Raw genomic sequence first — 25,546 nt, 5'->3', positions numbered from 1 at the left:
CCCACCACCGACACATACCCCCCCAAAAGCGCCGGCAGCGTCATTTGTTTAAACCCCCCACACACCCCCCCGCGGCCCGGCCGGGTCCGCCCCTCACCGTGAGGGGCGGACCCGGCCGGTCCGTTTTGTCTTTAAGTGCCCCTCAGCGCCCTCTCGATGCCGTCGCCGCACCCCTTCCAATAGAGTTAGTTTCCCGAAGTAACCATTTTGGTATATAGTTGCCTTGGGCAAACAAAAGAGGGGTGTCCAACCATGTCGGTCGAATCCAACGCTGCAGCCAAACTCGTCTACCAGATCTTCGATCTCCAGCGCGCAGTCCGCTGCGTCGCCGCCGCCAGCCTGCGCGGGCAGGACACGGGGGTGGCGCTTCAGGGCGTTCTTCGCTTTGTGGGGGAGGGCGAATCGCGGGCCACGCACCTGGCGGAGCGGCTCGGCGTGAGCGCTCCGGTCCTCAGTCGGCACATCGCCGAACTAGAAGACCACGGCTATGTGGTCCGCCGGCCGGACCCCGAAGACGGCCGCGCGCAACTGATCGCGTTGTCCGCCAAAGGAGCGGAGAAGCTGCGCGTCATCGAGGACCAGCGCACAGCCGCCCTCCAGGGCCTGCTGCAGGACTGGAGCCAGGACGACGTCGAACTGACGGCGCGCACCCTCGAAAAACTTGCTGAGTCCCTCAGGACCTCAGCCCGGGCAACGACGGCCGGACCCACGAATACGACCGAAATTGTTGAGGAGTAGACATATGGCTAGCCACGCTGCCGCAACGGGACCGTCCACGGCCCCGTTGAATACGGCCCCGTCGGACCTTCCGCCGAAGGCGCCCCGCGCATCCCAGCCCGCCGCGGCACCCGCGGCGATGACCCACCGCCAGATCATGGAGGCCCTCACCGGGCTGCTGGCAGCGTTCTTCACGGCCATCCTGAGCAGCACGATCGTTGCCAACGCGCTGCCCACCATCATGTCCGAGCTCAAGGGCACCCAGACGGACTTCGCCTGGGTGATCACCGCCGCGCTCCTGGCCAACGCGGCCACCACCCCGATCTGGGGCAAGCTCGCGGACCTCTTCAACAAAAAGGTCCTCGTCCAGCTGAGCATCGTGATCTTCGTGGCCGGCTCCGTCATGGCGGGTCTGTCCGAGACCATTCCGCTGCTGCTGACCGCCCGCGTCATCCAGGGCATCGCGATGGGTGGCCTCACCGCCCTGGCCCAGGCCATCATCGGCTCGATGATCCCGCCGCGCGACCGCGGAAAGTACTCCGGCTACATGGGCGGCGTCATGGCGGTGGGCACCGCCGGCGGCCCGCTGCTCGGCGGCTTCATTGTCGACAGCCCTCTGGGGTGGCGCTGGACGTTCTTTGTCTGCGTCCCGCTGGCTGTAGTCGCGCTCATCCTGCTGCAGATCACCCTGAAGATCCAGCACGTCAAACGGCCCGCCAAGATCGACTGGCTGGGCTCCATCCTGTTGACCTCCGGCGTCAGCCTGCTGCTGATCTGGGTCTCCTTCGCCGGCAACCCCGACTACTACGACTGGTGGTCGTGGCAGTCGGTGGCCATGGTGGGCGGCGGCGTCCTGCTCCTGGGCCTGCTGGTGCTGGTGGAATCCCGCGTGGCCCAGCCCATCATCCCGCTCAAGATCATCTCGGAGCGGACCACCGCCCTCGCCATCCTCGCCTCGGTGGCCGTCGGCGTGGGCATGTTCGGCTCCTCGACGTTCCTTGGCCAGTACTTCCAGGTGGCACGCGGTGCCACCCCCACCGAAGCCGGCCTCCTCACGCTGCCCATGATCGCGGGCAACCTGATCGGTTCGGTCGCCTCGGGCATGCTCATCAGCCGCACCGGCAAGTGGAAGCGGTACTTGATTGCCGGCGCCGTCCTGCTGATCGGCGGTCTCGGCCTGGCCGGCAGCATGGACCACACCACTGACCTGTGGCTGACCGGGATCTACACGGCCATCCTCGGCGTCGGCCTGGGCCTGCTCATGCAGAACCTAGTGCTCGCCGTCCAGAACACGGTCCAGGCCAAGGACATCGGCACGGCCAGCGCCTCCGTTGCCTTCTTCCGGTCCGTCGGCGGAGCAATCGGCGTCTCGGTCCTCGGCGCCGTCCTGGGCAACCGGGTCAAGGAGCTCGTTGTGGAGGGGATCGCCTCCGCCGGAATCCAGGTTCCGGCCGGATCGACGGGCGCCAGCATGGACCTCAAGGACATGCCGGCACCGATCCGCGACATCATGCGGGCCGCCTACGGCGACGCGATCGCGGAGGTCTTCCTGATCTCTGCGGTCATCGGCCTCGTGGCCCTGGTTGCCATCCTGTTCATCAAGGAACGCCCGCTGCGCCGCACCGTCGACGTCCGGCCGGAGTCTGCCGAGCAAGCAGGAGATGCTGCCGTGGCAGTCGCAGGGGATGCCACCGCCAGTGCCGCCGCTGCGGCTTTGGGCGACACTCTGCGGAACAGCCCGGACGACGCCGCCAAGGCAGCTTCGGCTGCCGGCGCCACCGGCATCGTGGACCTGGACCGGGAATTCATCGAGGTCCTCAGCCGGGAGCGCGCCGAATCCCGTTTCCCTGATGCCGCCCGCCGCGAGGCCGACCTCGGCTTCAGGACCGGCCGCGGCTCCGGCCGGGACGCTGGTGCTGCGGAGTCCGGCACGTCGGAGTCCGGCGTATCGGAGTTCGGTGCGTCGGAGTTCGGCGCGGAGCGGGCGGACGAGAGGGAAGGCGCCCGCCAGCGGACCCGGACCCTGCTGGCCGACGACCGGCCCGAGGCCGCCGACGTCGTGCCCGTGCTGCTGCAGACCCAGCGGCTCCTGGCAGAACAACAGCTCCAGTTGGCGGACGCGCTGGGAGCGGTGCACCAGCAGGCTGCAGAGCAGCGTGCCATCGCCGTAGAACAGGCCCGGGTTGCCGAGGAGCTCAGGGCACTGCACCGGCAGCTCGCCAAGCAGCGCAAGATGCAGCGCGCGGCCGCGGAGTACATCGCCACCCACGGCCGGCACCGCACCGAGTAGCAGGACCGAATAACGCCGGTGCCGTATTCCAAAGGCCCCGTGGCCGCCCCAGGGCAGCCGCGGGGCCTTCCCGCGGAACTCGGGGCGGTGGGCATTTTTGCGCGGAACGGCAGCGCCAGCCACTTAAGTACGCCGTTTGGATGATATTCGGCGCCCCGTGTTCCGCCCGGGCGGGGGATTTCGTACAGTGGGGTGGCTAAGGCTGTCGGACCCAAGGGATAGTCTTCAATCAGCTTTTCAATTCACTTCATTTATCTGTCTTTAAAATCGTTCTGTCTTTCATAATTCGGTCTTCGTAAGGACTCGTGGGCATGCTCGTTACCCTCATGCGGCGCTATTCCAAGCCGTATCTGCCATACATCGCGGCCGTGGTCATCTTCCAGTTGGCGTCCACCATCGCGGCCCTGTACCTCCCCAGCCTCAACGCCCAGATCATCGACGAGGGCGTCTCCCGCGGTGACACGGACTACATCTGGCGCACCGGCGGCGTCATGCTCGGCGTCGCCTTGGTCCAGGTGGCCACCGCGATCGCCGGCGTCTACTACGGTTCGAAGGCGGCAATGGCGTTCGGCCGGGACCTCCGCCGCGGCGTCTTCCGCAAGGTCAGCAGCTTCTCGGCCCGGGACGTCAACCTGTTCGGCGCCCCCACCCTGATCACGCGGGGCACCAACGATGTGCAGCAGGTCCAGATGCTCATGCTCATGGCCCTGAACTTCATGGTGGCCACGCCCATCATGTGTATCGGCGGAATCTTCATGGCCCTGCGCGAGGACCTCAACCTGTCCTGGCTCGTCTGGGTTTCCGTGCCCCTGCTCGTCGTCGTGGTGGGCTACCTCGTGGTCCGCCTCATGCCGCTCTTCCGCTCCATGCAGGAGAAGATCGACCGGCTCAACGGTGTCCTCCGCGAACAGATCATCGGCATCCGCGTGGTCCGGGCCTTCGTGCGCGAACCCCACGAGGCCGAGCGCTTCGGCGCGGCAAACAAGGACCTCACCGACGTCTCGCTGAAGATCGGCTCCTTGTTCGTGCTCATGTTCCCCGCCATCGGCATGATCCTGCACATCTCGACCGCCGCCGTGCTGTGGTTCGGCGGCCAGCGCGTCGACGCCGGCGAGATGCAGGTTGGCTCGCTGACGGCGTTCCTGCAGTACCTCCTGCAGATCCTCATGGCCGTCATGATGGGCACCTTCATGGCCATGATGATTCCCCGTGCTTCCGTCTGTGCCGACCGCATCGGCGAAGTGCTCGACGTCGAACCCTCCATCCACGAACCGCTCACCCCCATGGCGCCGGCCGCAAAGGCGGGCCGCGTCGAATTCCGCAACGTGACCTTCGCCTACCCCGGCGCCGAGGCGCCGGTGCTGAGCAACATCAGCTTCACGGCAGAGCCCGGACAGACCGTGGCGATCATCGGCTCCACCGGTGCCGGCAAGTCCAGCCTGCTGGCGCTGCTGCCGCGGCTCTACGACGCCGAGTCGGGCGAGGTCCTGCTCGACGGCGTCCCCGTCACGCAGCTGGACCGGGCCGAGATCACACAGCGGGTAGCCATGGTGCCGCAACGGCCCTACCTGTTCTCCGGAACCATCGAGCACAACCTGCGCTTCGGCAAGCCCGAGGCCACAGACGCGGACCTGTGGGAGGCCCTGACCGTCGCCCAGGCCGCGGACTTCGTGCGCGAAAAGAAGGGCGGCCTCGCCTCCCGAATCGCGCAGGGCGGCACCAACGTCTCCGGCGGCCAGCGCCAGCGGTTGTGCATCGCCCGCGCCCTCGTCACCGAACCCAAGGTCTTCCTGTTCGACGACTCGTTCTCGGCCCTCGACGTCGCCACCGACGCCAGGCTCCGCCGGGCCCTGAAGGCCAAGACGGCCGATGCCACGGTGATCATCGTCGGCCAGCGCGTGTCCACCATCGCCGACGCCGACCAGATCCTCGTGCTGGACAACGGCAGGATCGTGGACCGCGGAACACATGAGGAACTGCTGGAGAACTCCAGCACCTACCAGGAAATCGTCGAATCCCAGCTGACCGCGGAGGCAGTGGCATGAGCACCAACGAGAAACTCTCCACCACGCCCTCCACGGCAACTGACACGACCCCCGCCGGGAGCGTCGCAACCGACGTGATCGACGACGACTTCGTCGAGGAGGAGTACACACCCGGCGAAGCCGACGGCGGCATGTTCGGCGTGCCGGCCAAGAAGGCCCAGCACTTCTGGCCTTCGGCCAAACGACTCATGGGGCTGCTGAAGCCCGAACGCGCCGGCATCATCGTCGTGCTCGCCATGGTGACGGTCGCCGTCGTCCTCAACGTCATTGCCCCGAGGATCCTGGGCCAGGCGATGGACGTGATCTTCGCCGGGGTCGTCGGCAAGCAGCTCCCGGCCGGGGCCACCAAGGAGCAGTTCATCGACGGACTGCGCTCCCAGGGCCAGGACAACTTCGCCGACATGCTGGCCAAGATGGACGTGGTGCCGGGCACGGGCATCGATTTCCAGAAGCTCGCGTTCCTCATCAGCGTGGTGCTGGTGATGTACTTCGTCGCCAACATCTTCCTGTGGCTCCAGGGCTATGTCCTCAATGTGCTCGTCATGCGCGTGGTCCGCAAGCTGCGCGATGACACCGAGAAGAAGCTCAACAAGCTGCCGCTGAACTACTTCGACACCCGCCAGCGCGGCGACATCCTTTCCCGCGTCACGAACGACGTCGACAACATCCAGCAGGCGCTCCAGCAGGCCTTCGCGCAGCTCGTGAACTCGGCCCTGACGGTCCTCGGCATCGTGATCATGATGTTCATCGTGTCCTGGCAGCTGGCCCTGATCGCACTCATCGCCCTCCCGCTCTCCGGGGTGGCCGCCGGCATCATCGGCGCCCGCAGCCAGAAACTCTTCGCCGCGCAGTGGAAGAACACCGGCGAGCTCAACGGCCAGATCGAGGAGTCCTTCTCCGGCCACGACCTGGTCCGCGTGTTTGGCCGCGACGCCGACATGCTGGCCCGCTTCGACGAGCGCAACGAGGAACTCTACAAGGCCAGCTTCGGGGCCCAGTTCGTGTCCGGCATGATCATGCCGGTCATGCAATTCGTCTCCTACCTCAGCTACGTGGGGATCGCGGTCGTCGGCGGGCTGCGGGTGGCCTCCGGCGGCATGAGCCTGGGCGACGCGACGGCGTTCATCCAGTACTCCCGCGAGTTCACCCAGCCGCTCGGGCAGATGGCCGGCATGGCCAACATGCTGCAGTCCGGCGTCGCGTCCGCCGAACGGGTCTTTGAATTCCTCGACGCCGACGAACAGGACGCCGAGACCGCCACCGAGCACCTTCCGGCGAAGACCGACGGCCACGTCGAGTTCAACCATGTCACCTTCAGCTACACGCCGGACAAGCCGCTGATCGAGGACCTGTCCTTCACGGCCGAGCCCGGACACACGGTAGCGATCGTGGGACCCACCGGGGCGGGCAAGACCACCCTCGTCAACCTCGTGATGCGCTTCTACGAGCTCAACGCCGGCAGCATCACCCTGGACGGGGTGGACATCACCAAGCTGAGCCGCTCGGAACTGCGCGCCAAAGTTGGCATGGTGCTGCAGGATGCCTGGCTGTTCGGTGGAACCATCTACGAGAACATCCGCTACGGCAAGCTGGACGCCACCGAAGAGCAGATCATGGCAGCGGCGAAGGCCACGTTCGTGGACCGTTTCGTCCGCGCGCTGCCGGACGGCTACAACACGGTCATTGACGAAGAAGGCAACAACGTCAGTGCCGGCGAAAAGCAGCTGATCACCATTGCCCGGGCCTTCGTGGCGGACCCGTCGCTGCTGATCCTGGACGAGGCGACGAGTTCGGTGGATACCCGAACCGAAGCCCTGGTCCAGAAGGCCATGGCCGCGTTGCGCACGGAGCGCACCAGCTTCGTGATCGCCCACCGCCTCTCCACCATCCGGGACGCGGACACCATCCTGGTCATGGAGGACGGACAGATCGTCGAGCAGGGCCGGCACGCCCACCTGCTGGCCCTGCAGGGCGCCTACTACCGGCTGTACATGTCCCAGTTCGCCGGTGAGGACGCTGAAGCGGCTCTGGAGGATCCGGCGGACGAGGCAACGGCGGTGCGCAGCTGAGCGCCGCCGGGTCCCCAACCGCCCAGACCCCATCCGCCGGGACCTCAGCGGCCGGGGCCGCAGCCGGGGAGAGCCCAGCCACGGGGGAGGTCCCGGGCGCGGAGCCGCGGCGCCTGGAGGTGGAAGTGCCGATGCGCTGGGGCGACATGGACGCCTACGGGCATATCAACAACGTCCAGATTGTCCGGATCCTCGAGGAAGCACGGATCGCGGCGTTCGGCCCGCCCCAGGGGTCCGGGCTGCCCGGAATCGAACCCGTCGTCTCGCTCTTCAACGAAGTGCCGGAGGGGACGCTGGCTCTCGTGGTGGAGCACAAGATCCGCTACGTCAGGACCCTTGAGTACCGGAACGTGCCCGCCGTCGTCCAGCTGTGGATCGGGGCGGTCAAGGGCGCCAGTTTCGACATCCACTATCTGGTGCAGGATCCCGTGACGCGGGAGGACTGCGTGCGGGCCACGAGCCACCTTGCATTCGTCAACGAGGCCACCGGCCGGGTGCTGCGGCTGACGCCGGAGCAGAAGGAGCGGCTGGCCCCGTACACCCGCGCCCACCCGGTCCCATAGCCTCTACCCCGGGCACCGGCGGGGCTCCTACAATGAACAATCCCGAGGCTAAAGGAGGCCTGGTCGCTGTGAACATGGGCAACAGGATGCACGAGAAGCACTCCCGCAGGAAGAAGAAGTGGAGCGAACTCTCGCCGATGGCACGGTTCGGAACCATCGTCGCGGCCACGGTCCAGCTGACGCTGCTCATTGCGGCCCAGCGGGATATCTCGCGTCGGCCGGCCGAGGAAATCCGGGGGAGCAAGGCGCTGTGGCGACTTGCCACCCTGGTGAACTTCATCGGCCCGGGAACCTATTTCGTCGTCGGCGTGAAGCGCCGTCCCGCAGTCAAGTAGGCACCGCAGACGGGCAGCCAGCGGTCTACTGGACGGTAGCTTAGGGGCGGCGTTAAATGCGGGCGTTCAGTTTAAGCCTGTAAATTGAACGTATGACCCCAACCAAGAAGCCTGCCCTGCACCGCGCCCTCGGCATCTCCAAGGAGATTGAAGACGCGGCATGGTTTGTGCTGGGCCCGGGGCTGCTCGGCAAGGCGTCCGCCCTGGACGGCCGCACTAAAACCTGGTCTGTCCAGGCCGCCGCGGAGTTGCTGGAACGCCTGGAACGCGGCGTCCCGGACCCCAAGGCGCCCATGATGACCAACCTGCGCCAGAACCTGGAAGATGCCACCCGCGGGGCGAAGCAGCTGGCCGTGGAGCTGCTCTTCCTCCAGTCCCTGCCGCTGGCCCACGAGGTCAAGTCGCTGAAGGTAAAGCGGGCCCGCGTGGCCGAGGCGGCGTCCTGGCTGGAGCCTGCCCTGGAGCTTCCCGACGAGCTCTACGCGGGCATGACGGACCACGGCGTCATCCGGGACCGCACCGCGGAATTCAACTGGACCATCTGGGACCACCTGAAATGGCTCTGCCGCTTCGTGCAGCACGTCGCGCAGCGGCCGGCCCACGTCGTCCAGGCCGCGGTCAAGGATCCGCTGGCCTTCCACAAGCTTGTCGCCGGCACCCCGGATGACCAGCCTGCCATCCGCCGCAGCATTGAGTTCTTGGTCTGGCCGAGCTATTTCGAACCCGTGGTGGCCGACGTCGAACGCCAGGAGATCCGCGACGCCTTCGCTTCCCTGGTGGGCGGTGCCAAGGGCGACAGCGACGAAGACATTTCGGCGGACATCCACCGGATCCGCCTGCACCTGGACCAGCAGGCCGGGCAGCGGATCGACTGGTACTCCCGCCAGCTGGTGAGCCAGTGGCGGAAGGTCGGCGACCCTGGCCGCCGTGCCTGGCTCCTGCGCACCCACCACGACAACCCCGAGCTGCTGGGGGAGTGGCGGGACGAGGAAGCGGTGACGCTCGACGTCGAACACCTCCGCCTGCTGGACCCCGGCGTTACCGCCGGGCTGGTCCAGAACGCCGTTGACGAGGATTACAAGCACCTCGGCTACGTGGAGCGCGAGGACACCAAGACGGCCGTCTTCGCCTTCCTGACCGTAATGAAGCCGGGCGACCTTGCCCTATTCCAGAGCTCGGGCAAGGTCCGGATCGGCGTGATCCTTGGCGAACCGGAGCACGGAAAGGACAACCGCCGGCTCCGCCGCAAGGTCCGCTGGTTCGACGAGGAACACGACGTCACCGGTCTGCCCCGCCACGTCCAGCGGCAGCTGACCACGTCCGGCAACATCGTGGACATTACCCGCGTGATCCAGGCGCTCGAGGGGCTCCTGCCGGCAGAAGCCGAAGCCGAGGAGGGCGACGGCGCCGAGCCGGATGCCGCCGTCGAGCCGGCCCATGACGGGTTCCGGCCGCTGACGCCGGAGTTCGCCGCGTCCCTGCACATGGACCTGGACCCGCTGCAGGAAATCGCCGAACTCCTCGAGGAGAACCGGCAGCTGGTGCTCTACGGTCCGCCGGGAACGGGCAAGACGTACCTGGCCAAGCACCTCGCCGCCGAGCTCGCCGGCGACACCACGGACGAGCGGGTCAAGCTGGTCCAGTTCCACCCCTCGTACGCCTACGAGGACTTCTTCGAAGGCTTCCGTCCGGACAAGACGGACGAGGGCCAGGTGTCCTTCAAGCTCGTGGCCGGTCCGCTGCGCCGGCTCGCCGAGGAAGCGGCCAAGCCGGGCAACGAGAACAAGCCGTACTTCCTGATCATCGACGAGATGAACCGGGCGAACCTCGCCAAGGTATTCGGCGAGCTGTACTTCCTGCTCGAATACCGCGATGACCGGATCTACCTCCAGTACAGCCCCAACGAGCCGTTCACCCTGCCGGACAACCTCTACATCATCGGCACCATGAACACCGCGGACCGCTCCATCGCCATGATGGACGCGGCCATCCGACGGCGCTTCTCCTTCATCGAGCTCCATCCAAAGACGGAACCCGTGAAGGGCTCGCTGCTGCGGTTCCTCCAGGCCCGCGACCTGGACACGACGCCGGCCCTGCTGCTTGACGCCTTGAACGACGCGATCGACGAATGGGACCGGGACCTCATGATCGGGCCCTCCTACTTCATGAAGAAGTCCGCGCAGTCGCCCAAGGGCCTCCGCAGAATCTGGAAGTACGAGCTCATGCCGCTGCTGGAGGAGCACTATCACGGCCAGCTCAACCGCGCCCAGCTCGAGGAACGGTTCGGACTGGAAAACCTGCTGGCCCGTCTGGCGCATGCCTAGGCTGCCGCTGGCCGGTAACACCGTGGCGTTGGCCGGCAGCGCCGTCGCCGCGGACCAGGACGCGTCGGGGCGCGGTTTTTCCGTGCCCGGTGAGGCCGTGCCTGGTGCGCCCGGACAGGGTTCATCGGGACGGGCTTCGTCGGGACGGGTTTCGTCGGGACGGGGCGTCTCCGGACGCGGCGGCGCGAAGCCCTGCCGGCACATAGTCCTCGACGAACTCTCCGCCGGCGTCGTGGAACGGCTGGATCCGGACACCGCCGCCTACGTCAACGCCAGCGGCCTGGCCAAAGCCTCGCCGATGGGCATGGGCCTGTACCGGATCGAACCCGTCGGGACCGTGGGCTCCGTGCGCACCCCCACCGTGCAGCTCGAGGTGCGGCCGAAGGGACGGCTCGGGCTCAGCCGGCTCCTGTTCCTGCTCGGCTACGCAGGAGACCAAGGCTTCCGCGACGATTCGGTCGCCGCCGTGGAGCACGCCGACCTGTGGAGCGCCCTGGCCGAATCCCTGGCGCAGCTCGCGGACCGCGCGCTCAGCCGCGGCGTGCTGCAGGGGTACCTCATGGTCGAAGAGTCCCTCCGGACCGTCAAGGGCCGGATCCGGATTTCGGACCAGATATCCCGCCGGCCCGGAATGCTGGTGCCGCTGGAAGTCTCGTATGACGAATTCACCGAAGACATCGCGGAGAACCGGATCCTGCGCGCCGCGCTGGAACGGATGTCCCAGGTTCCGCGCGTGCGGCCGGAAGTCCTTAGCCGGCTGCGCCAGCTGAAGGGAAAGCTCGACGTCGTGACGCGCCTTCAGTCTGGCGCACCCCTGCCGCAGTGGCGGCCCAGCCGGATGAACACCCGCTACCACGCGGTTCTCCGGCTCTCCGAACTGATCCTGCGGAACGCCTCGGCGGAGGCGGGCGACGGCAAGCAACAGTCGGCGTCGTTCGTGGTGGACATGGCAAAGGTGTTCGAGGACTTCGTGGGGACGGCCCTGCGGGAGGCCATGGCCGCCTACCCCGGAGAAATGCGGCTGCGCTACAACGCACTGCTGAACGAGGCCGTCCGCGACTCGGACCGGATTGTGGTCCAGCCCGGTGCTGTCCACTTCCTCGGCGGCCAGCCCGTGATGGTGTACGACGCCAAGTACAAGGCCGCCGCCGACGCCGGCGCGTCCCTCTCGGGCGACCACTACCGGATGCTCGCTTACTGCACATCACTGCGGGTGCCGACAGCGTGGATCGTTTACCCCGGGTCAGGGGAGATCAAGCTGCGCAGGATTCTCAATACCGACATCGATATTGTCGAGTTCCCGCTGGACCTGTCCTTGCCGCCGTCGGAAATCCTGGCCTCCGTGGCGGATCTTGCCCAACAGTCCTGGGGCGAAGTGCTCCGGCAGGCCAGTATTGGTCGGTCGGCAAGCTAAACCCGTTCAGGCAATTGCCGGGCAGTTAGCTAGGCGGCTCCGCCAGTTAGGCGGATTCCTCCTGCTCGACGGAGACCGTCAGCATATGATCCAGGAGCGCCTTCTCCGGCTTGCCAGGGTTGTTGGTGACATGCCAGCGCAGTTTCTCCCGCACGTCGGCCTCGTCCGGGTTGGTGTCAGCGAGAACCTCGTTGATGATCGACATCGCCTGCCGGCGCAGCGGCTCCAGATCCGGGTCGGCTCCGCGGAACGGGCGGGGCCGGTTGGTGCGGTGTGTGGTGTGGCCGAGGCGGCGGAACTGAAGGACCGTGGGACTGGACTCTGTGCCACTGGAATCCGTGGGGCTGGAATCTGCCGGCGTGGAATCTGCCGGAGCAGCAGCCGGGTTGGGCTCGTCGTTGGACATCAGCAAGTGCGGCATTGTGCGCTCTCCCGTGTTTGTAGTACGCAGCGGTACTGTCCGAATAATCCCTATATGCCCCCGGAGTCGAATATTAGCTGAGGCGGTCCAGCAGGCACTGGAAGCGGGCCGCGCGACACGCGGGATTTCTGCTCGGTATCGGGTGTCCTCAGGAGGGTTTGTGCGTGGCCGGGCCTTGGAGGCCCTGGAGGAAAGCATCCAGGCGGAGCTCCAGCGCCGAGGAATCCTTCAGCTCGCACTCCCACACCGTGAGCACTTCCCAGCCATCGTGTTCGAGCTGGAGCCGCTGGGCGGCGTCGCGGTTCCGCGTTCGCGTGCGTTTGGTTTCCCAGAACTCGGCATTTGCTTGGGGTGCGTGCTGCCCCACCCGGCACTCGTGGAAGTGCCAGAAGCAACCGTTGACGAAGATGACCTTGTGGCGGCCGGCGAAGACGAGATCGGGGTTGCCCGGGAGTTTGCCGCCGCGCGCGCTGCCGTGCAGGCGGTAACGGTATCCCTTCGCATGCAGCAGCCTGCGGACCAGCATTTCCGGCTTGGTGTTCTTGCCCCGGATACGGGACATATTCCAGCTGCGCCGCTCCGGAGTCAGCTTGTCCGCCATTCTTTAAGTCTAGGCGGCTGCTGTGTCTAGGCGGCTGCTGTGTCTTGGCGGCTGCTGTGTCTTGGCGGTGCTAAATCTCCCGCTCCGGCTGTTCGCCGAACAGGAAATGGCGACCGCTGACCGACGTCGGCGTAATTTCTACGTAGAAGTCCTTCAAGGTTGGAACCCAGGACTTGAGCCCGAGGGCCTCGGCGGCGGCTATATCGGCCGATTTGTCCAGGACACGTGCGGTGCCGCGCAGGACCACGGACCACGCTTCGTCGGACAGGACGCCGTCCGTTTCGAAGAGCACTTTGGCGTTAATGGTGAGCTCGGCCAGTTTGTTGCCCGGGGCCGTGCGGAGTATTAGTTTCCGTCCGCCGACCACGTAGTTGACCGGGAAAATGTCGGGTTCCCCGGCCACAGTGACCACGAGCCTGCCGTGCTTGGTACCCTCCAACAGTTTCCAGGTCTGCTCATCGTTCAGTTGCAGGATGGGATTGCCGCCTTCGTGATCGAACATCATGCGTTCATTCTTCTGGTCGCAGCGGGGAAATAGCTAGGGGCTAAAGGACTCAAGCCGGGTGAGCTGCCGGATTGCCGGGCCTCCGACGAGAGTAGGCACACAGCTGTGGATAACTTCGACAGGCAAAATGTGACGTCAGTTACCATTAGGCATTGCTTGGACTCGCGCGTCTTGATTTCTATCGGGGGAGTAGCTGACCATGACATCTCGCACTTCGCTTTCCGGCCCCCGGCGCGCGTGCGCCGCCCTGTTGGTGTCGATCTCCCTGGTATCGGTCGCAGCGTGCAGCGGGGGAGGCACTCCACCTCCCGGACCTCCACCGTCCGAGTCTCAAAGCCCCGCCGCGTCCAGTCCGAGCGCGACACCCACGCCCGCCGCCAGTTACAAACCGGCCGACGCGACCGGCAAGGCGCAGAACGTCCCGGTTCCAGTGCTGCCCGAGGCCGCGAAGGCGGAGACAAAGGAAGGTGCTGTTGCCTTTGCCAAGCACTGGTATGCGCTGCTGAATTACGCTTATCAGACGGGGGAATTCCGGCTGATGGATGAGGTGACCGACTCATCGTGCAGGTTATGCGCGAAGGTGCGCCCGGGAATTGTGGAGTGGAATTCCGAAGGACGATGGATCGCAGGAGGTCTCGTCCAAGCGAAGGGGGCCTATACCAACTTCGTCAAGACATCCCAGGGTAGCTACCAAGTGACCACACAATTGGAGCAATCGGCGGGAACGTTGTATCGAGCGAACTCAAGTGTCGAGAAATCCGTGCCAGCCTCTCAAGTACTCGCGGATATCATGATTCTCCGTTTTTCTGACGGTCGTTGGACGGCGATGGATATTGACCGGATCGGTGCATGAATCGCCTCCGACCTTCAGCGCGAAGACAATGGGGCATCGGGACTATATTCGCTGCTGTCATTTCTTTTTCTCTAACTATTGGCACTGCGGCCAACGCCGGAGCGTCGGACGTTTTTTGGAACGAGACCGGCGTGGGCGTGTGGCGGTATGACTCGACGTTCGGAGTTTGGGTGGATGCACCCGGGAACGTTCCGGAGAGCCCATTCCAATACAAATTTGACTATCTGTGTCTGATAGATAACAACAACTTCGATCTTCCGTGTCTCGCGGCGACGGCAGAATGTAACGCTGGCCAAAATGGTCGCCCAGTTCGATGGTGGTGGAAGCTTGTTGTTGCGGGACCGAATGATTGGAGTCGCATCTCACCGGACCGCTGCGTCTACCTCGAAGAACCCGTGGACGTGCTGGGCCAGATCGCCGCCCAGATTCAGACCAAATTTCAGCAGCTCCCCATCAACGCCGGCAGCAGCGTCACACAGCCGAGTCCGCACACGCTCAGGGGCGCCGAGACAAATCTCTACGCGGAAGCCGCCGAACAATCTTTCAGCGTGGACATGCTCGGTCAAAACGTCGCCATCATCGCCAAGCCGGTGCAGTACACCTGGAGCTACGGCGACGGTACTTCGCTGGGCCCGCAAACGGCGGCCGGCGCGCCGCTTCCGCAGGACCGCTGGGGCGAGAAAACGCTGACCAGCCACGTCTACGCCCAGACCGGCGACTTCGCCGTGGTGCTGACAACGCATTTCCAGGGCACCTACTCGGTGAATGGCGGACCGGCACTGCCCATTCCCGGCCAAGGCCAGTTCAGCTCGCCGCCGCAGACCGTCAGCGTCTGGCGGTCGATCACCAGGAATTACGCAGATACCTGCCTGCAGAACCCTGAAGGCCAAGGCTGCCCCGGCGTCGCCGCACCTCCGCCCTAAGTTCGCCCCACCTAGCCCTAAGGCTGCCGTAATGCGAGGGCGCCACGGTTCGGCCTAGGCAGAGCTAGGCGCGCAGCTCGCGGTCCACCCGCGCCATCCGGGCGCTCACCAGTTGGCAACGGGGATCGTCCGGTCCGATCAGTGCCGCCACGGCCGCCGCCGCTGCCATATCGGTGGATCCCATGTCGCTCGCGCACCACCGCAGCATCAGCCCGGCATCCCGGCTGGAGCGCACCGACGCTCCCACGGCCGTGTCGAGCTCGTCGCGCATGAACCCGATCGCCAGATTGGCCGAACGCGGGAGGAGCCTCGCCGGATAAGCCGCGAATGCCTCGGCAACCCGGCCTTCCCGAAGGTGGGCTGCCACCACCGAGGCATCCGTCACAACATCGACGGTAGTAGAGAAGCGGTAGGGGTTCGCCTCCAGGACATCGCCCAGGATGCTGCGTATCCGGTGCATCTCGGTCCGGATCGCCGCGCCGGTGCCCGCGTCGCCGTGGATCTCGCACGCCAGTTCATCGGCACTCCAGCCCTGGTCACGCGAGGCCAGCAGGGCCAGGATCTCGGCACGGCGAAGTGTCAGCGGACGACTGACGCCGCCGTCGACCGCCGCGGACGGCGCGTCCCCCAAAAGCCGCAGCATGAGCCGGGACCGGGTGCCGCCGTCGCGCGTTGTCCGCTCGTCACGTGGTGCCGGCTGCCGTGGGCGCCCGACGCCGGAGTCGGGATCAGGCGCCGATTTCAGCAGCTCCTCCGCGAGCCGCACGCCACACCGCACCAGCCGCAGGCTGTCCGGGGTGACCGACTCGAACGGGCCGGAGACATCGAGGACGCCGACGATTTCGCCGGTCAAAGGGTCGCGAATCGGAGAGGCGGTGCATGCCCAGTCGTGATGGGTCCGCACGAGGTGCTCGGCCGAGAACAGCTGCGCCGGGGCGCCGGTCACCAAGGCTTCGCTGATGGCGTTGGTGCCCACCCCTGACTCGGACCAGTCGGCACCCTCCACGAACTCCAGGGAGTCCGCAAGCCGCAGTGCCTGTTTGCTTCCGACGCGCCACAGCACTTCGCCGTCGTGGTCAGTCACGATGAGCAAATGGCGCCCGGTCGCCGTCTCATCGGCCAGCAGCTGTGACAGTGCAGGCATGACCGCGGCCAGCCGATGGCCTGCGCTGAGGGAGCGGGCCTCGGAGACTTCATGCCGGTGCAGCGGACGGTGCTGGTCCGGATCGATGCCCAAGGCGAGGGAACGCTGCCAGGACTTGATGAGCGACGGCGACAGGCGGGAGTCCGGAGTGCCGGACATGGTGGTCTCGTGCGCGGCGCGGAGGATTCGGGCGTACTCCGCCGGCGCTGAAAACCTGAGGTCTGAAGGATGCGTGATGGAGCCATTGGCCTGCCGCATCCTCATACTCCCAACTCGCCCTCGAATCGTTGTGCCGGCTGCCACCCCGCCGCCGTCGGTCACTGTGCGCGCCGGCCGACAGCATGGGAGCCCGTGTAACCCGATTGTAACCCCCTGCGAACTTTACTTGTGATGCGGGTCACTGCGTGGTCTAGGGGTCACGCAACGGGAGCGACCCACTGTCAGCAACGGAAAGAGGAATCATGCCTGAGACACCAAACGGCGTCGTCGGGGCGTGGTTGGCGCAGTTCGATGAAGCACTGCGCAGCCACAACACGGACGCCGCACTTGAACTTTTCGACGACGATTCGTACTGGCGCGACTTCGTCTCCTTCACCTGGAACCTGAAGACCCTTGAGGGCAAGGAAGACATCCGGCGCATGCTCGACGCGACCCTGGATGAGGTGCAGCCAAGCAACTGGATCCTCGCCGAAGACGCCACCGGGGACGCCGCCAACGCCGAGGCCTGGGTGAACTTCGAGACCGCCCAGGCCCGGGGCTACGCGCACCTGCGCCTCCGGAACGGCAAATGCTGGACCCTGCTCACCACCATGCAGGAACTCAAAGGCTTCGAGGAAAAGAGGGGACCCAACCGGTCGAAGGGCGTCGCCCATGAAATCACCAAAGGCCGCAAATCCTGGTTGGAACTGAAAGAGGAACAGGAGGCGCGCCTCGGCTACGAAGACCAGCCCTACACCGTCATCATCGGCGGCGGCCAAGGCGGGATCGGGCTGGGGGCGCGGCTGCGAAGGCTCGGCGTACCCACCATCATCATTGAGAAGAATGAGCGCGCGGGTGACTCGTGGCGCAACCGCTACAAGTCCCTCCACCTGCACGATCCCGTCTGGTACGACCACCTGCCCTACATGAAATTCCCTGACGACTGGCCGGTCTTCGCCGCCAAGGACAAGATCGGCGACTGGTTGGAAAACTACACGCGGATCATGGAACTGAACTACTGGTCCAAAACCGAGTGCACCAACGCCCGCTTCGACGAATCCTCGGGGGAGTGGGTGGTGGAGGTCATCCGCGACGGCGCACCGGTCACCCTGCGCCCCAAGCAGCTCGTCTTCGCCCTCGGCGTTTCGGGGTACCCCAGCGTCCCCACGTTCGACGGCGCCGAGTCCTTCCTGGGGGAGCAGTACCACTCGTCCAAACACCCGGGCGGCGGAGACTGGACCGGCAGGAAAGCCGTGGTCATCGGCTCCAACAATTCCGCGCACGACATTTGTGCCGACCTCTGGGAACACGGGGCCGACGTCACCATGGTCCAGCGGTCCTCGACACACATTGCCCGCAGCGAATCCCTCATGGACCTGGCTCTCGGCGACCTGTACTCCGAAAAAGCGCTGGCCAACGGCGTCACCACGGAGAAAGCCGATCTGCTGTTCGCCTCGCTGCCGTACCGGATCCTGCCCGAAGCCCAGATCCCCGTTTATGCGGAGATGGCCCGCCGGGACGCGGACTTCTACTCCCAGCTCGAGGCTGCCGGCTTTGACCTGGACTTCGGCGTTGACGGCTCCGGCCTGTTCCTGAAGTACCTGAGGCGCGGCTCCGGCTACTACATCGACGTCGGTGCCTCGCAGCTGATCATTGACGGCCGGGTCAAGCTGGCCAATGGCGAGGTCAGCAAGATCACCGGCAACTCCGTCGTGATGGCCAACGGAACGGAACTGGATGCCGACGTCATCATCTACGCCACCGGTTATGGATCGATGAACGGCTGGCTGGCCGACCTGGTCTCGCCCGAGGTGGCCGACGCCGTTGGCAAGTGCTGGGGGTTCGGATCGGACACGCCCAAGGATCCGGGGCCGTGGGAGGGGGAACTGCGCAACATGTGGAAGCCCACCAACGTGGAGAACCTGTGGATCCACGGCGGCAATCTGCACCAGAGCCGCCACTACTCCAACTATCTGGCGCTGCAGCTCAAGGCGCGGATGGAAGGACTGCCGACGCCGGTGTTCGAGCTGCAGCCCACCCACCACACCCGCTGACCCACCCGCTGACAAGAACGGGTCGTGACAATCCCAGGCACGGCCACCAAACTGGGGTTACGGCCCCGCTGTGAACATCCAAGACATTCCGTGGATGCGTTCGATCGGGCGCATCCACGGCCTGGAATCCGAAGGTGAAACCCATGAAAGCAGCACGATTCCACGCCCGCAAGGATCTCCGGATCGAAGACATCCAAGAGCCGGAACTGCGTCCGGGAACGGTGAAGATCGCCGTGGCCTGGTGCGGTATCTGCGGCACCGACCTCCATGAGTTCCTCGAAGGTCCAATTTTCACCCCGCCGCCCGGGCACCCCCACGGGCTTACCCACGAGGCCGCCCCGGTCACCCTCGGCCACGAATTCTCCGGCACCATCGAGGAACTCGGGGAAGGTGTCAGCGGCCTGGCCGTCGGAGACAACGTCGTCGTGGAGCCGTACGTCGTCTGCAACGAATGCGGGCCCTGCCTCAGCGGCCACTACAACCTGTGCACCCAGTTGGGCTTCATCGGCCTGGCGGGCGGCGGCGGCGGCCTGAGCGAGAAGATCGTTGTCGATACCCGGTGGGTGCACCCTGTCGGCGACATCCCGCTGGACGAGGCCGCACTCATCGAGCCCCTCGCGGTGGCGTATCACGCCGTCGGCAGGAGCGGCCTCACGGCCGGGGACGTCGCCGTCGTCGGCGGTGCCGGACCCATCGGGCTCCTGACCGCCGCCGTCCTCAAAGGCATCGGCATCACCACGATCGTTACCGAGCTGTCGGCCGCCCGCAAAGAGAAGGCGACGTCGTCCGGAGTCGCGGACCACGTCCTCGACCCCAGCGCCGACGACGTCAAGGCCCGTGTGCTGGAACTGACCAACGGCGCAGGGGCCAATGCGGCATTTGAATGTGCCGGCGTGAATGCGGTGTTGGACACCATGCTCGACGTCGTGAAGCCCGCCGGCGTCGTCGTCAACGTCTCGATCTGGGGACACCCGGCCTCGGTGGATATGCAGAAAGTGGTGCTGAAGGAAATTGATCTGCGCGGCACCATCGCTTACTGCGGTGATCATGAGGCCGCCATCAAGCTCGTCCAGGAAGGAAAAGTCGACCTGAAACCCTTCATTACCGGGAGAATCGCCCTGGACGACCTAGTGGACAAGGGGTTCGACACGCTGATCAACCACAACGACACCGCGGTGAAGATTATCGTCCACCCGTCGTGATCCGAGTCTCACATGGAATAGTTGCAGACGCCGTGCAGTTACCGCTAGTGAACCCATTCACTGTGAAAGGAATTGCGCATGCTGTTTTCCCCGATGACCCTCGGCGACCTGAAACTGCCCAACCGACTCGTGATGGCGCCGTTGACCCGCGTCCGCTCCGGTCAAGAAGGAATCCCCGGGGCGCTGGTAGTTGAGCACTACCGCCAGCGCGCCTCCCTCGGCCTGATCGTCAGCGAAGGCACCTACCCGAGCCCGGCCGGCCGGGGCTTCCCGGGCCAGCCCGGGATCGTCACCGACGAACAGCTTCAAGGCTGGTCCAACGTCACTTCCGCCGTGCACGCCGAGGGCGGCCGGATCTTCGCCCAGGTTATGCACGCCGGCCGCGTCACGCATGCGGACACCACCGGTGGCCACGAAGTGGTCGCGCCCAGCGCCATTGCGATCGACGGCGAAACCCGCACCTACGCGGGCAAGCAGCCGTTCCCTGTCCCGCGCGCCCTCACCACCCAGGAACTGCCGGGTATCCTCGAGGAATTCGTCACGGCGTCCCGCAAGGCGGTAGAGGCAGGATTCGACGGCGTCGAGCTGCACTCGGCCAACGGCTACCTGCTGCACGAATTCTTGACTCCGTCCGCCAACCAGCGCGACGACGTCTACGGCGGCTCCCCGGAGAACCGGGCGCGCTTCGTGATCGAAGTTACCCAGGCCGTAGTGGATGCCATCGGCGCCGACCGCGTCGGCATCCGCATCTCGCCGGAACACAATGTCCAGGGTGCCCTCGAACTCGATGCTGCAGACGTCCGGGCCACCTACGGCCACCTCGTGGACGCTCTGGCTCCGCTGAAGCTGGCCTACCTCAGCATCCTGCACAAGGACCCCACCAGCGGCTTGGTCCAGGACCTGCGCGCACGGTTCAACGGCACGTTCCTGATCAACACGGGCTTCGGCGTCGTCACCACGCGCGACGAGGCCACCGCGCTGGTCGCCGACGGCCACGCTGACGCCGTCGTCGTCGGGCGCCCGGCCATCGCGAACCCGGACCTGGTGCGCCGCTGGCGCGAAGGCCTGCCGGTCAACGAGGCGGATCCGGCCACGTTCTACACCGAGGGCGCCGTGGGCTACACCGACTACCCGGCCTACCAGAGCTGACATGTAGATGCTCCTAGGGTCGGCGTAACTGGCGGCCGCGGAACTGGGCTCTGCCGCGCTACTAGTTAGGGCGGCGGCACCTCCGCCGCCGGACATGTCCAGCCTTGGCCACAAAGAGTGGGCAGAACACCGTTCTGCCCACTCTTTGCGCTAAAGAATGGGCATGTCCGGCGTCCTATAGGATCTGAACATGCAACTAGCTTCCTCCGGGAGTCGCCCTGAGGGCCACCACGCGGGCCGTCCCATCAGCCGCCAGGTCCTCGCCGACCACGTCTATGAAGAGCTTCTGGCGTCACTGATGGACGGGCGGCTCGAACCCGGGACAGCAGTGAGCATCGATGGAACCGCCAGGGAGCTCAATGTTTCCCCGACGCCGGTGCGCGAGGCGCTTGCGCGGCTCGAACACACCGGAATGGTCCGCCGCGTCGCACTCAAGGGCTACCGGGTTGCGCCGATGTTCACCCAGGAGGACTTCGCCGAACTGATGGAGGCGCGGCTGGCCATCGAGCCCGTCAATGCCCGCCTGGCGTGCGCCCGGTTGACGCCGGCGCACCATGCCGAGCTGGCCCAGGCTGTCGCCGACCTCAAGAAAGCGCCGCGGGGCCCGTCGTTTGCCGAGTACCGCGACTATCTGGAAGCCGACGAGCGCTTCCACCGCCTGATTGCGGAGCAGACCGGCAACCAGTTCATGGTGGCCGCCTATGCCGCCCTGGGCGGGCAGGTCCAGCGCTTCCGCCTCTTCGGCGGCGTCGGCATCACCGACGCGGAGCAGGCGATCGCCGAGCACCAGGCGGTCCTGGACGCGCTGTCCTCGGGCGACCCGGAGAAGGCCGCAATTTCCATGGCCGAGCACGTGCAGAAGGTGCGTGGTCGCGCCATCGCGGACGCTCCCGCAGAATAGTCTCCGCCCCGCAGGCCGCCACAACAGGCTCCGCGGTCGTCACGTCGGCGCCCTCCAAGCCGTGCGCAGACCCCCAAACGCGCCCCCGCAAAAGCTTTCTTGTGACCCCCTTCACAGCTGATAGAAGACCCTATAGGATCTTCGATTGTGACGGCTACGCTGCCGACATGGGGGACTCACAAGGGAGTGAAAAGTGCATACAGAGACTTTGGCCGCAGGGCCCAGGGAATCGGCAACGCGCCGCACCATCAAGAATCTGCGGTGGTGGATCCTTGGCTGGGCGCTGGCCGCCGGCATCATCAACTACATGGACCGCAGCGCGATCTCCATTGCCGCGCCGCAACTGATCAAAGACTTCGGCATGACTCGCACGGACATTGGGCTCCTGGGTACGGTGTTTTCCTGGACCTACGCATTTGCCCAGCTGCCCGCCGGCTGGCTCGTGGACAAGCTGGGCGCACGCCGGATGTACTTCCTGGCGATCGCGGGCTGGAGCATTGCCACTGCGCTGATGGCCATCGGCGGCAAGATGTGGCAGTTCATCACCTTCCGCTTCCTGCTCGGCATCACCGAAGCCCCGAACGGTCCGGCATCGGCCAAGCTGACCGCGGACTGGTTCCCCCGGGCCGAGCGCGGGCAGGCCACCGCCATCTGGGACAGCGGCTCCAAGTGGGGACCCGCCATCGCCCCGCCCATCCTGACCGCCATCATGCTCGCCTTCGGCTGGCAGGCCATCTTCATCTTCCTCGGCGTCGCGGGCCTCGTGCTGGCCCTGGCCTTCTTCATGTACTACCGCGCTCCCGAGGAGCACAAGCGCATCAGCGCGAAGGAACTGGACTACATCGAAAGCCAGCGCAGCACCCAGCTCCTGACGGCCAAGAAAGTCTCGTGGCTCGGACTCTTCAAGCACCGCCAGATCTGGGGCATGATGGCCGGCTTCTTCTGCGTCATCTGGATCTGGAATATCTTCATCGTCTTCCTGCCGCTCTACCTGCAGGAAGAACGCGGCGCCAGCATCGCCAACTCCGGCTGGCTCGCGGCCGTCCCGTACCTCGGCGCAGCCATCCTGGGCATCACCGGCGGCTGGGTCATGACGCGCTACTCGAAAAAGGCAGGCCGCGACCCGCTGCTGGCCAAGCGCCACGTGATGTCCATCGCCGCTATCGCCGCCGGCATCCTGATCTGCCTCATCCCGTTCGTGGATTCGCTCCCGCTCGCCATCGGTGTCATGACCGTGGCACTGGGCTTCGTCGCCACCATGCAGGCAGCCGCCTGGGCCATGCCCGGCGACATCGTGGACAACTCCCAGGTCGCATCCGTCGGCGCCATCCAGAACTTCGGCGGCTACTTCGGCGGCGCCTTTGCCCCGCTGCTGACCGGCGTCATCGCCGACGCGACCGGCTCCTACGCGCCGTCGTTCGTCATCGGCGGCATCATCGCGGCCCTCGCCGCCGTGGCCTACACGGTACTGGTCCGCGAACCCATCAAGGACAAGACCGCAACACTGCGGACGGAAATAGACGCATGAGCACAGCAACAAACGCGATGACGACGACGGCGGCCGCCACGGGTGCGGCCGCCCCGGCGCCGGGAATCACCCCTGTGGGAACCATCAGCCCGCCCTTCAACGTAGCCATCACCGCCGACGCCGCCCGGCCCGACGGAAGCTCCATCCACGGTGACCTGGGCCTGCAGCGGCTCAGCGAGAACGGCATCGGCTGGAGCGTGCTGCCCAGCTACACGGACCCGGTTCCGCTCGGCGACCTCGCCGGCGTCCAGGCCGTCCTGTCGCTGGGACACATCGCCTTCGACGCACGCACCGTGGACCATGCCCCGGACCTGAGGCTGATCGCCCGGTTTGGGGCAGGGTACGAGACCATCGATCTGGACGCCTGTACCCGCGCCGGCGTCGTGGTCACCAACACCCCCGACGCCATCCGGCGGCCGTTGGCAGTGGCGGGGCTTACCCTGCTGCTGGCGCTCTCGCACAAGCTCCTGGCCAAGGACAGGCTGACCCGGGCCTCGGACTGGGCGCAGCGCGAGCACTACCGGGGCGCGCCGCTGATGGGGCAGACGGTCGGGATCGTCGGCTTCGGCAGTGTGGGCGCCGAGCTCGCCCGCCTGCTGGCCCCACTCGGGATGAATGTGGTGGGCAACAACCGCAGCGGCCGCCACGCGGAGGCCGCCGAGCTCGGCGTAGAACTCCTGGGCCTGGACGAACTCCTGGAGCGCTCGGATTACGTGGTGCTTTGCGCCGCGCTGACCCCGGCGACCGAAAAGCTCATTGACGCCGCCGCGTTGGCCCGAATGAAGCCGAGCGCCTTCCTGATCAACATCGGCCGCGGAAAGCTCGTGGACACGGATGCCCTCCGGGTCGCCTTGCGGGAGAGCCGGATCGCGGGCGCCGGGCTGGATGTCTTCGAGCCGGAGCCCCTGCTTCCCGACGACGAGCTGCTGACCTTGGACAACGTGGTGCTGTCCCCGCATTCCCTGTGCTGGACCGAAGACTTCACCCGGGATGTCGCGGCCAGCGCCATTGCGGCGATCCTGTCCGTCGCGGCGGGGGAGCGCCCCGCCAACGTCCTGAATCCGGAGGTCTTCGCGACCGCGGCGTTTGCCGCGAAGGGCGCGTAACCCGGGATGTGACCTTGACAACATCCCCTGGAATAGTAAATCCTATAGGAAACAGGATTCCACGAAGGAGTGACCCATGGCTTACACAGCCGAAAACTGGCCCATCACCGCGGCCCTGCTGCAGTTCCCGGGCACCGACGCCCAGGGCACCCACATCAACGACGCTCCGGCCTCCGCCTGGGCCGAGGTCTTCACCGAGGTCAAGGACGCCGGTTTTGCCGACGCCGACCTGACGGACAGCTGGGTCCGCCCCGGCGACCTGAGCTCCGCCCGGCTCGCGGAGTTCAAGCAGGCCGCGGAGACCGTCGGCATCGGCATCCCGGTCATCTCCGCCATCCGGCGCAGCGTGATCGAGGAAGGGAACTGGGAAGCGAACCTGGCCTACAGCCACCGCACCATCGACGCCGCGGCCGAGCTTGGCTGCGAAGTGGTCTCCTTCGGGCTGCATCAGGCCATCACCGCCGAGCAGCAGAAGCAGCTCTGGTTCTGGACCGTCGAAGGCTACAAGGACCCGGTCGGGGACAAGGAAACCTGGGGCAAGGCCGTGTCCCGCCTGCGGGAACTCGGCCAGCACGCGGCCGAGGTCGGCGTCCTGCTCTCACTCGAAATGTACGAGGACACGTACCTCGGCACCGCGGATTCCTCCGTCCAGCTGGTCCAGGACATCGGCCTGGCCAACGTCGGCATCAACCCTGACATCGGCAACCTCATCCGGCTCCACCGCCCGATCGAGGACTGGCGCGAAATGGTCGCCAAGACCCTCCCGTACTCCAACTACTGGCACATGAAGAACTACATCCGCGATGAGGACGTGGCCCGTGACACCTACGTCGCCATGCCGGCCCCGATGGAAAGCGGCCTCATCAACTACCGCGAGGCGTTCAAGATCGCACTGTCGGTGGGCTTCCAGGGCATCCTCTGCACCGAGCACTACGGCGGCGACGGCCTGTCCGTCACGGCCAGCAACCAGGACTACCTCCGCCGCCAGGTTCTGCCGAAGACCGACGGCTACGCCCTCGGCCAGAGCCAAGTCGCCCAGGGACGGCAGCAGCCCGCAGCCACGGCACTCGCAGGCGTCTGATAGGCGCCTGAGACAGCGCCTGACACCGGGGCCTGGTGCGGCCGTCAAGCCAATTGGGGGCGGCCGCACCACCCCAGTTCTACCCCCCAGCATTACTTCTCCAACACGGATTCAATGAGGAAC

The 25,546-nt window shown here is 65.9% G+C and carries 21 protein-coding genes; 17 read left to right on the top strand and 4 right to left on the bottom strand.

Features of this window, described 5'->3' with window-relative positions; translation table 11 throughout:
* Nucleotides 1-252 precede the first annotated feature (252 nt).
* From ACFVTM_RS17750 to ACFVTM_RS17715, 8 genes are all read left to right on the top strand, one after another.
* On the top strand, nucleotides 253-738 hold the full coding sequence (locus ACFVTM_RS17750; protein ID WP_390205084.1) for a MarR family winged helix-turn-helix transcriptional regulator: 486 nt from the start codon (nucleotides 253-255) through the stop codon (nucleotides 736-738).
* A gap of 4 nt (nucleotides 739-742) precedes the next feature.
* Nucleotides 743-3,007 carry an MFS transporter gene (locus ACFVTM_RS17745; RefSeq protein WP_390205083.1) on the top strand — a complete coding sequence of 755 codons (2,265 nt, stop codon included), beginning with the start codon at nucleotides 743-745 and terminating at the stop codon, nucleotides 3,005-3,007.
* A 311-nt stretch (nucleotides 3,008-3,318) separates the two neighbouring features.
* Nucleotides 3,319-5,052: an ABC transporter ATP-binding protein gene (locus ACFVTM_RS17740; protein WP_390205082.1), complete on the top strand. Its 1,734-nt coding sequence runs from the start codon at nucleotides 3,319-3,321 to the stop codon at nucleotides 5,050-5,052.
* The gene (locus ACFVTM_RS17735; RefSeq protein WP_390205081.1) at nucleotides 5,049-7,121 is read left to right on the top strand and encodes an ABC transporter ATP-binding protein; all 2,073 of its coding nucleotides are present in this window, start codon (nucleotides 5,049-5,051) and stop codon (nucleotides 7,119-7,121) included. The genes ACFVTM_RS17740 and ACFVTM_RS17735 overlap by 4 nt, the downstream gene beginning before the upstream one ends.
* Before the next feature lie 131 nt (nucleotides 7,122-7,252).
* The gene (locus ACFVTM_RS17730) at nucleotides 7,253-7,684 is read left to right on the top strand and encodes an acyl-CoA thioesterase (protein ID WP_390205096.1); all 432 of its coding nucleotides are present in this window, start codon (nucleotides 7,253-7,255) and stop codon (nucleotides 7,682-7,684) included.
* A 32-nt stretch (nucleotides 7,685-7,716) separates the two neighbouring features.
* The gene (locus ACFVTM_RS17725; RefSeq protein ID WP_390205080.1) at nucleotides 7,717-8,019 is read left to right on the top strand and encodes a hypothetical protein; all 303 of its coding nucleotides are present in this window, start codon (nucleotides 7,717-7,719) and stop codon (nucleotides 8,017-8,019) included.
* Between the two features lie 92 nt (nucleotides 8,020-8,111).
* Nucleotides 8,112-10,343, top strand: a complete 2,232-nt coding sequence (locus ACFVTM_RS17720) for an McrB family protein (protein WP_390205078.1) — start codon at nucleotides 8,112-8,114, stop codon at nucleotides 10,341-10,343.
* Entirely contained in the window at nucleotides 10,336-11,757 is a 1,422-nt protein-coding gene (locus ACFVTM_RS17715; RefSeq protein WP_390205076.1) for a restriction endonuclease, read from the top strand. Before ACFVTM_RS17720 ends, ACFVTM_RS17715 begins: the two co-directional genes overlap by 8 nt.
* Before the next feature lie 46 nt (nucleotides 11,758-11,803).
* Here the strand turns inward: ACFVTM_RS17715 and ACFVTM_RS17710 are convergent, their stop codons facing one another.
* The 3 genes from ACFVTM_RS17710 to ACFVTM_RS17700 form a co-directional block, all read right to left on the bottom strand.
* On the bottom strand, nucleotides 11,804-12,178 hold the full coding sequence (locus ACFVTM_RS17710; protein ID WP_390205074.1) for a hypothetical protein: 375 nt from the start codon (nucleotides 12,176-12,178) through the stop codon (nucleotides 11,804-11,806).
* 148 nt (nucleotides 12,179-12,326) lie between these two features.
* Nucleotides 12,327-12,779 carry a very short patch repair endonuclease gene (locus tag ACFVTM_RS17705; RefSeq protein ID WP_390205072.1) on the bottom strand — a complete coding sequence of 151 codons (453 nt, stop codon included), beginning with the start codon at nucleotides 12,777-12,779 and terminating at the stop codon, nucleotides 12,327-12,329.
* A 70-nt stretch (nucleotides 12,780-12,849) separates the two neighbouring features.
* Entirely contained in the window at nucleotides 12,850-13,284 is a 435-nt protein-coding gene (locus tag ACFVTM_RS17700) for a pyridoxamine 5'-phosphate oxidase family protein (protein WP_390205070.1), read from the bottom strand.
* Between the two features lie 199 nt (nucleotides 13,285-13,483).
* On the opposite strand from ACFVTM_RS17700, the gene ACFVTM_RS17695 reads away from it, so the two are divergent.
* Together ACFVTM_RS17695 and ACFVTM_RS17690 are read left to right on the top strand one after the other, a co-directional pair.
* The gene (locus ACFVTM_RS17695; protein ID WP_390205069.1) at nucleotides 13,484-14,137 is read left to right on the top strand and encodes a DUF6318 family protein; all 654 of its coding nucleotides are present in this window, start codon (nucleotides 13,484-13,486) and stop codon (nucleotides 14,135-14,137) included.
* 395 nt (nucleotides 14,138-14,532) lie between these two features.
* Nucleotides 14,533-15,060 (top strand): PKD domain-containing protein, encoded by a 528-nt coding sequence (locus tag ACFVTM_RS17690; RefSeq protein ID WP_390205067.1) that lies wholly within the window; start codon nucleotides 14,533-14,535, stop codon nucleotides 15,058-15,060.
* Between the two features lie 64 nt (nucleotides 15,061-15,124).
* On the opposite strand, the gene ACFVTM_RS17685 is transcribed toward ACFVTM_RS17690, so the two are convergent.
* On the bottom strand, nucleotides 15,125-16,462 hold the full coding sequence (locus ACFVTM_RS17685; RefSeq protein ID WP_390205066.1) for a GAF domain-containing protein: 1,338 nt from the start codon (nucleotides 16,460-16,462) through the stop codon (nucleotides 15,125-15,127).
* Between the two features lie 203 nt (nucleotides 16,463-16,665).
* Between ACFVTM_RS17685 and ACFVTM_RS17680 the strand changes: the two genes are divergently transcribed.
* From ACFVTM_RS17680 to ACFVTM_RS17650, 7 genes are all read left to right on the top strand, one after another.
* Nucleotides 16,666-18,456, top strand: coding sequence for an NAD(P)-binding domain-containing protein (locus ACFVTM_RS17680; RefSeq protein ID WP_390205064.1), 1,791 nt, complete (start codon nucleotides 16,666-16,668; stop codon nucleotides 18,454-18,456).
* Nucleotides 18,457-18,599: 143 nt separating this feature from the next.
* The gene (locus ACFVTM_RS17675) at nucleotides 18,600-19,658 is read left to right on the top strand and encodes a 2,3-butanediol dehydrogenase (RefSeq protein ID WP_390205063.1); all 1,059 of its coding nucleotides are present in this window, start codon (nucleotides 18,600-18,602) and stop codon (nucleotides 19,656-19,658) included.
* Nucleotides 19,659-19,736: 78 nt separating this feature from the next.
* Nucleotides 19,737-20,807 carry an alkene reductase gene (locus ACFVTM_RS17670; RefSeq protein ID WP_390205062.1) on the top strand — a complete coding sequence of 357 codons (1,071 nt, stop codon included), beginning with the start codon at nucleotides 19,737-19,739 and terminating at the stop codon, nucleotides 20,805-20,807.
* Nucleotides 20,808-20,997: 190 nt separating this feature from the next.
* A complete protein-coding gene (locus ACFVTM_RS17665) occupies nucleotides 20,998-21,708 on the top strand; it encodes a GntR family transcriptional regulator (RefSeq protein WP_390205061.1) in 711 nt (236 codons plus the stop codon).
* Nucleotides 21,709-21,901: 193 nt separating this feature from the next.
* On the top strand, nucleotides 21,902-23,236 hold the full coding sequence (locus tag ACFVTM_RS17660; protein ID WP_390205059.1) for an MFS transporter: 1,335 nt from the start codon (nucleotides 21,902-21,904) through the stop codon (nucleotides 23,234-23,236).
* Nucleotides 23,233-24,342 carry a 2-hydroxyacid dehydrogenase gene (locus tag ACFVTM_RS17655; protein WP_390205058.1) on the top strand — a complete coding sequence of 370 codons (1,110 nt, stop codon included), beginning with the start codon at nucleotides 23,233-23,235 and terminating at the stop codon, nucleotides 24,340-24,342. Before ACFVTM_RS17660 ends, ACFVTM_RS17655 begins: the two co-directional genes overlap by 4 nt.
* A gap of 76 nt (nucleotides 24,343-24,418) precedes the next feature.
* A complete protein-coding gene (locus ACFVTM_RS17650) occupies nucleotides 24,419-25,423 on the top strand; it encodes a sugar phosphate isomerase/epimerase family protein (protein WP_390205056.1) in 1,005 nt (334 codons plus the stop codon).
* Nucleotides 25,424-25,546: the final 123 nt, after the last annotated feature.

This window comes from Arthrobacter sp. NPDC058130 (assembly GCF_042884475.1).
Lineage (GTDB): Bacteria > Actinomycetota > Actinomycetes > Actinomycetales > Micrococcaceae > Arthrobacter.
Note: the sequence above shows the minus strand (reverse complement) of the source record. Positions and strands in the feature narration are given on the sequence as shown.